Raw genomic sequence first — 6,460 nt, 5'->3', positions numbered from 1 at the left:
ATATTCGATTCCCTTGTCTTTACAAGGAGTTGAAGAAGGGGAAGGCGACCCCGACAAGGGAAGTCAGAAGTTTGAAGTCAGAAGTCAGAAGTAATGATATTTTCTTTTTGCCTTTTGCTTTTTACCTTTTGCCTTCCCAAAAAGCGGGGCGGTTCATGGAACAACAATCCTAATAACTGCCGTTCCGCTATCCGCAACAACAACAACCGCCGCGACAACCACAACAACAATAACGGTTTTCGGGTAGTATGCGTATTCGGGATAACTCTTTACAGTCAGAGTTGGCAGGTGGGAATCTGTCAAGAGTGCGCCAAAGAGTTCAGCCGCCTCCTGAGATGCTGGTAACGGTATCCAAAAATCAAACTGGGTTGGGGAGCTTGGTAGGGTCAAACCGAACAGTTTTCCAACCCTCCACTAAATAGTTGATAGTTGATAGTTAATAGTTGATAGTTAATGATTTTTCCCTAACTATTCACTATTCACGCTTGTCTAATATTTTTGGAACTGGGTATGGTAGAAAAACTCGCAATCAAACGCCAAAGCCAAAAGTTTCGAGGCTATAGGGAATATATTGATGGTATCCCCTTAGAAATGGTTTTAATCCCCGATGGAACCTTCACAATGGGTTCACCAGAGACAGAAGAAGGGAGTTATGCTGATGAAAAACCCCAACATAATGTAACCCTATCTTCGTTTTTGATGGGACGTTACCCCATTACTCAAGCACAATGGAAAGCGATCGCCACCAGAAAAGATTTAAAGGTAGAGATAGACTTAGACGAAGATCCCTCTCATTTTAAAGATCCATATCAAGATATAGATAGATGGCTTAGACCTGTTGAACAAGTAAACTGGTATGAAGCTGTAGAGTTTTGCCAGCGACTGTCTAAGCTAACGGGAAGATCTTATCAGCTACCATCAGAAGCGCAATGGGAATATGCTTGTCGCGGTGTCACAGAACCCCTGAATCTAAAAAAAGGGGAATTTTATCCACCGTTCCACTTCGGGGAAACCATTACAACAGACTTAGCTAATTATCGAGGAACTGATGACGGAGAGCGTTCAGGTTCTTATGGTAAGGGGCCAAAAGGAGAATATCGAGAGCAAACAACCCCTGTAGGTTATTTTAAAGTCGTCAACGCCTTTGGACTCAGTGATATGCACGGGAATGTCTGGGAATGGTGCGCTGATGATTGGCATAGTAATTATGATCGTGCGCCAACCGATGGCAGTCCTTGGATCGATAATAATGAAGATGAAAATCTTAATGTTGAAAATGACTTAGAATCTAGCAAAAATGACGAAAATAAGCGAAATTCCGTGCTGCGGGGCGGTTCGTGGTACGACGATCCTAATAACTGCCGTTCCGCGATTCGCAACTACAACTACCGCCGCGACATCCGCTACTACAATTACGGTTTTCGGGTAGTATGCGTATTCGGGAGAAATCTTTGACCCTTTACACTTTTTCCCTATTACCCTTTACCCTTTTTTCTTCTTTTCCCTTTTTTTCCGCCGTCAGGCGGATCAAATTATTTTTTTTATGATTAATTTATAGAGGGCATAAAGTTTAAATTGGATAAGAGCGATCGCCTTATTCAAAACATAAATAAAAACCTCTCTAAGTGGTCGGACATAAATAAACAACGCTGTGTTAAAAAATGTAAAACAGTCGGTTATCCCTCTCTCAAAGGTTCTCATGGTGTTTACAAAACTTTACACAGTACCGAAAACTTATGTCCGACTACTTACACTCATGACGTAATAATTTAAACTCACGGTTATTACAGCGAGTTGTAACATGGTAACAATAATTCGGTTGTAAATCACGGGGTTGACGGGGCATAATATTTGAACAACTGCAAACCGAAGCAAAGCCAGCCTATATACTTGATAGCGGTGCTTATTTATTAGATAGTAAGAATGGGGCTGAATATCGGGTTAATTAGTTTTTTTCTCCTGTACTTTTTTAGAAGAATCACCATAGGTATCGAGGCGATTACAATATATTCCTCTACCCTGAGACTTCCCCTGAATCATTCATAAGTGTTCCCTGAGAACTAAAGATAAGCTCATCATATAGATACTATTAGGTTTTTAAAGTCAAGTTATATTTACAACCCATAAGTAATTTGTTAAGTTAAATAATATACAGGTAAGAAAAAAGGATTAATCAAGATGTACACCACCACTCAACTTGATAACGGACTACTCAACAACTACGCAGTTGAACCCAAGCCTTACTACGCTCAGTATCCTGCCCCCTATCAACAACGTCGCTACTTAATTCAAGGGGCGTTGCTTTCGCACTCGCGGAGCGAGACCGCTGCATTATTTATCACCAGCTTAGTTATCGTTTCTGCTGTCATTAGTTAATAATTTAATTCTTTGTTTGACACATCAATATTATCCCAAAAAACCTCAGTATTACTGGGGTTTTTTGCTTATAAGAACGAAACGATGAAACTCTTTTTTGTCACGTCAAGCAGAATTTTTTTAATTATTCATGGTCAACATCCAACTATAAGCAACCATAAGAACGAAAACGAAACCTATCAATAATTCAGTATGAGTTGATATCCAACGAGATAAACTATCTCTGAAGAAACGTAAACTTTCTCTTCTTTTCTCTCCTAGTTGCTTCATTAACATTTCTACTTCTCGATCAACTTCTTCAGGGGATAATTCTCCTTGCTTATAACGAGATTCAATCTTGTCAAGTTGCTGCCAATATTCAGTCGTCGCTTCAAAAAGGTTGGGAAACATAGATGTTTTTTCGCTCTGCAAAGGGAAAATGTAGATTAATAAAATGATGAAGAGGGAGTAAATAGCTCCCTCGTTCAGTTAATGGGTAAATTTATATACTGAAAGGTCTTTCTGATTACATCAGACCAATTTGAGACAAAATTCCTTGACCCGTTAGGTATTCAGTGGCAATTCCAATGACAAACCCTAACATCGCTAAACGACCGTTCCAGTTTTCGGCGAAGCTTGTAAAACCCATTTTTGTTTCTTGGTTATCCATCTTTTTACCTCGCTTGAGTAATGAAGTGTAAAGTTTTGTCAACTTAAGTATAAGAAACTTTACAAAGAAATGGCAAGGGGGGAAACCCTCACCTTTCCCGTGAAATCTCGATTAGAGCCTTGTTAGTCCACAGCAGATTCTAAAGAAAACCTTAAGAATACCTGAATGGAGTACACAAAACTTTACGATAAACTCATTAAGATAAATACCACCGGCCACCCCATAGATAAAGGTTGGTTTATAACAAATTCTCATAAATTCTCATAAATTCCCCCCATGCTGATATATTTGGGGGTTAATTTTTGGTAAACTTAGCAGCGATCTCATCAGTTTTGGCGGCCATGATAAAATCATTTTGATGTAGTCCCCCAATAGCGTGAGTCCACCAAGTCACAGTAACTTGTCCCCATTCCGTCAGTAAGGCCGGGTGATGTCCCATTTGATCTGCACATTCTCCCACTTGTTGCGTAAATGTTAAGGCTGTTTGGAAATCAGGGAATTTATACACTCGTTCTAAACGGAGTTCTTCAGAGACCTTTTTAAGCTGCCATTGAGAAATTTCCTTGAAAAACTTAGTTATTTCTTCTTCTGTGGCCTTGAGCGACCTCCCACTACAAGGAACGCAGATTTGCTTTGATAATGCTTCCATTGTTAACTTGTTATCCCTATTTTGATAACTCTTCTCTTTCCACCTTCTCATACAACGCTTCCAATATCCATTGATGTCGTGACGGTGATGGCCGTCTACTGGCCACCAACTGATCAATCTCCTCTAATAACTCTGTCGGTATTCTCAACTTTAGGGATTGTACCGTTTTTTCTACCCCTTGATCCTTCTTCTGTTCAATGGGTTCAGATCCTCCCTTGGCAATAAATGTCTCTAAATCCCTTTCCTTGGGTTTGCGACTAATTGGCATCAGTTGTATCTCTCTTTAATCTCTTAATGACTTCTCTAACATATTAATATGATATCACTAAGATATCATATTAACTACCAAAAAGATATTGATATAATCTCAGGGCTTCGGCGATCGCCTTACCATCTTTGGGTTTAACTTCTGTAACAGCCAACCCTTGTGCCGCAGCATTACGAAACGCTTTACGGTTGCCCCAAGTCACATCAAGATCAGTCAGTTGCTTAATTTCTGATGCGATCGCAGCAGCTTCATCATTATCATTGCCCCTTGGATCAGCACGGTTCAAAAAACAATATGCTTTGAGTTCAGGGTTAAACGCTAGGGACTCTTCTATGAGTTCCCCTACTTTTTCGAGAGTCCAAACATCAAAACTAGCGGGTAAAAATGGCACTAAATAAATAGAGGCGATGGATAAAGCAGCCCGTTGACCCGCCGTGTCCCTTCCCCCAACATCAATGATCACATCCTGGTACTTATCGGCTAATCTCAGAGTATCGGTTCTCACCGCCGCCCCTTTCAACTGTACCGAAGTATAACCAGCACCCCCCGACTCTGATAACGTCTCATTCCGCATCAATGTAAAATCCGTGGCCGTTTGTTGATCATCAGCATCAACCAGCAACACATCATAACCTTGATTCGCTCTAATTACAGTGAGAGTAGTCGCTACCGTACTCTTGCCCACACCTCCTTTAATGCCCCCACAAACTAATATCATTTGAGTATCAATGTGATATCACATCTAAATAAAATTGACATAAATATCATATCAGAATGATAATCATTTAAAATCACTATGACATCAAAAATGAATCGATATCCAAAAGACTGGAAAGCGATCGCTAATTCAATTAAAGAAGCTGCTCGGTGGCGTTGTGCCAAATGTGGGATGCAGTGTATTAAACCAGGAGAAGATATCTCAAAGCTTAAGGTCAAAGAAAGGAGAGCAAGACTATTACAAGTGCATCATTCTGACTATAATACTGCTAATTCAGACCCTAATAACCGCGCTTCCCCTCTGTTCCCCCTGTCATCTTAGTTATCATCAGGGGAAACGGGGTAATGTAAGTCCTGGTCAATTGTCGTTGTTTTAGCTATTTATGGGAAATTACCTCCTAATTTAGCCATATCCTCTTTTAAATTCTGAAAGATACGCTTTCTTTCATCTTCATCTTCAGGGAGTGGTGGGAGTTCAACACCAGCACCCTTTGACATCCTGTATAAAAGTTCAAAGCCATTTTCAATTAACTCGGCATTCTCAGAATTATTAAATTCTGTTCGAGGTAAATCCATAAACCTTTGAAATTGTTCTAGTTCGTGTATATCAAAATCTGGCTTTTTGGGGTGACGACGAACTTGGCCAAAGGTTTTATCGAATTGTTGGCGACGCTTGGCTTCTCCCATTATTTTTGTCTCCTAGGGTTTTCAACAGTTTAAAGGGCAATAGCCGAATGCTCAAGAGTTTCTTCTACATTATTCGCCACCAAGACGTTTTTTTTGAGTAATATATAGACCTCTTGGCTTCAAATTGAGCGAATCCCGACGGTTCGGTGACGATGACTGCTTTGTTTATCGTCTAAACCGAGAAGATTGGGAATACTAAGACAAAGGCACGCGGAGAATTACCCATGTTTGGACTATGTAAGCAAGCCACTTTTACCTTCTTAGGTGTCGCTGCGGCCCTAATATTCATCGTCCTTATCTAGAATCGGAACCATTAAAATGACCATAGAACGCCACCACCGCCGCTTAAACAACGGGGAAGAACGCATCTACACCTATCAAGTAAACCCTGATGGGACAAGGCGATCTCTCTCTATCAGAAACAGTTCCGGTTCTGATTCAATTATCTGCTATAGAAGCAAAGAAAAAAAAAGAATTGCAGCAGCCTTACTGGCCAACTCATCATTACTCGTCATTGGGGAACCTGGAAGCGGTAAAAGTTTTCTCGCGCAACTGATCACCCAAGAAATAAGAGAGCAGGGATTTTTAGTATCAGCCCCTGGCAGTGGCACAGCGAAACAAACTTTTATTGCGATCGCAGAAGATTTAAACATTGATACCGAAACCTTGGAGGGTAAGGCCATGACTACCCAACAATTACAGGAGGCGATTGCTGATTTCCTTGTCAATAATACAGCCTTCTTGATTCTTGATGATGCTCATCGTTTTCCTGTGTCCATTAGATGTTGGTTAGAGAAGCTGCATGAAAGAGAGCAACCGATGTTATTACTGGCCACTTATCCCCCTGCAAGAGATATTTTTATCAAACTTCCCCGGATTGAACTTGAACCCTTGCCTAATCACGCTATTAGGGAGATTATGGAAGATGAGGCTATGAACTTGGGCATTGAGCTTAAACCAGGACAAATGGCAGACTTACAGCAGAGGACGGGGGGAAACCCTATGTTAGCCCGTCGGGTGGTGAGAGAGGAATATTTAGGGCTTGAGGGCCATGCCTTAGATCATACTCAATGGATTGATGGTACACCCAGCAATTCTCATTTTGAAGAATAGA

The 6,460-nt window shown here is 40.8% G+C and carries 10 protein-coding genes; 4 read left to right on the top strand and 6 right to left on the bottom strand.

Going from position 1 to position 6,460, the window contains the following annotated elements:
- The first annotated feature begins 510 nt into the window (after positions 1–510).
- Entirely contained in the window at positions 511–1,455 is a 945-nt protein-coding gene (locus VB691_RS24045; protein ID WP_323294060.1) for a formylglycine-generating enzyme family protein, read from the top strand.
- Between the two features lie 723 nt (positions 1,456–2,178).
- The gene (gene psb34, locus VB691_RS24040; protein ID WP_323294059.1) at positions 2,179–2,376 is read left to right on the top strand and encodes a photosystem II assembly protein Psb34; all 198 of its coding nucleotides are present in this window, start codon (positions 2,179–2,181) and stop codon (positions 2,374–2,376) included.
- Between the two features lie 120 nt (positions 2,377–2,496).
- Here the strand turns inward: psb34 and VB691_RS24035 are convergent, their stop codons facing one another.
- The 5 genes from VB691_RS24035 to VB691_RS24015 form a co-directional block, all read right to left on the bottom strand.
- Positions 2,497–2,766, bottom strand: coding sequence for a hypothetical protein (locus VB691_RS24035; protein ID WP_323294058.1), 270 nt, complete (start codon positions 2,764–2,766; stop codon positions 2,497–2,499).
- Positions 2,767–2,881: 115 nt separating this feature from the next.
- Positions 2,882–3,025, bottom strand: coding sequence for a high light inducible protein (locus tag VB691_RS24030; RefSeq protein ID WP_323294057.1), 144 nt, complete (start codon positions 3,023–3,025; stop codon positions 2,882–2,884).
- A gap of 295 nt (positions 3,026–3,320) precedes the next feature.
- A complete protein-coding gene (locus VB691_RS24025) occupies positions 3,321–3,674 on the bottom strand; it encodes a 4a-hydroxytetrahydrobiopterin dehydratase (protein WP_323294056.1) in 354 nt (117 codons plus the stop codon).
- A gap of 16 nt (positions 3,675–3,690) precedes the next feature.
- Positions 3,691–3,942, bottom strand: a complete 252-nt coding sequence (locus VB691_RS24020) for a hypothetical protein (protein ID WP_323294055.1) — start codon at positions 3,940–3,942, stop codon at positions 3,691–3,693.
- 70 nt (positions 3,943–4,012) lie between these two features.
- Positions 4,013–4,660, bottom strand: coding sequence for an AAA family ATPase (locus tag VB691_RS24015; protein WP_323294054.1), 648 nt, complete (start codon positions 4,658–4,660; stop codon positions 4,013–4,015).
- Between the two features lie 90 nt (positions 4,661–4,750).
- Between VB691_RS24015 and VB691_RS24010 the strand changes: the two genes are divergently transcribed.
- Positions 4,751–4,981, top strand: a complete 231-nt coding sequence (locus VB691_RS24010) for an HNH endonuclease (protein WP_323294053.1) — start codon at positions 4,751–4,753, stop codon at positions 4,979–4,981.
- A 59-nt stretch (positions 4,982–5,040) separates the two neighbouring features.
- Here VB691_RS24010 and VB691_RS24005 read toward each other — a convergent pair whose 3' ends face one another.
- Positions 5,041–5,346 carry a hypothetical protein gene (locus VB691_RS24005; protein ID WP_323294052.1) on the bottom strand — a complete coding sequence of 102 codons (306 nt, stop codon included), beginning with the start codon at positions 5,344–5,346 and terminating at the stop codon, positions 5,041–5,043.
- A 318-nt stretch (positions 5,347–5,664) separates the two neighbouring features.
- Here VB691_RS24005 and VB691_RS24000 point away from each other — a divergent pair, with 318 nt between their 5' ends.
- Complete coding sequence (locus tag VB691_RS24000) at positions 5,665–6,459, top strand: AAA family ATPase (protein ID WP_323294051.1); 795 nt, start codon at positions 5,665–5,667, stop codon at positions 6,457–6,459.
- Position 6,460 lies beyond the last annotated feature (1 nt).

This window comes from Crocosphaera sp. XPORK-15E (assembly GCF_034931425.1).
In the GTDB taxonomy this organism is placed as follows: Bacteria; Cyanobacteriota; Cyanobacteriia; order Cyanobacteriales; family Microcystaceae; genus UHCC-0190.
Note: the sequence above shows the minus strand (reverse complement) of the source record. Positions and strands in the feature narration are given on the sequence as shown.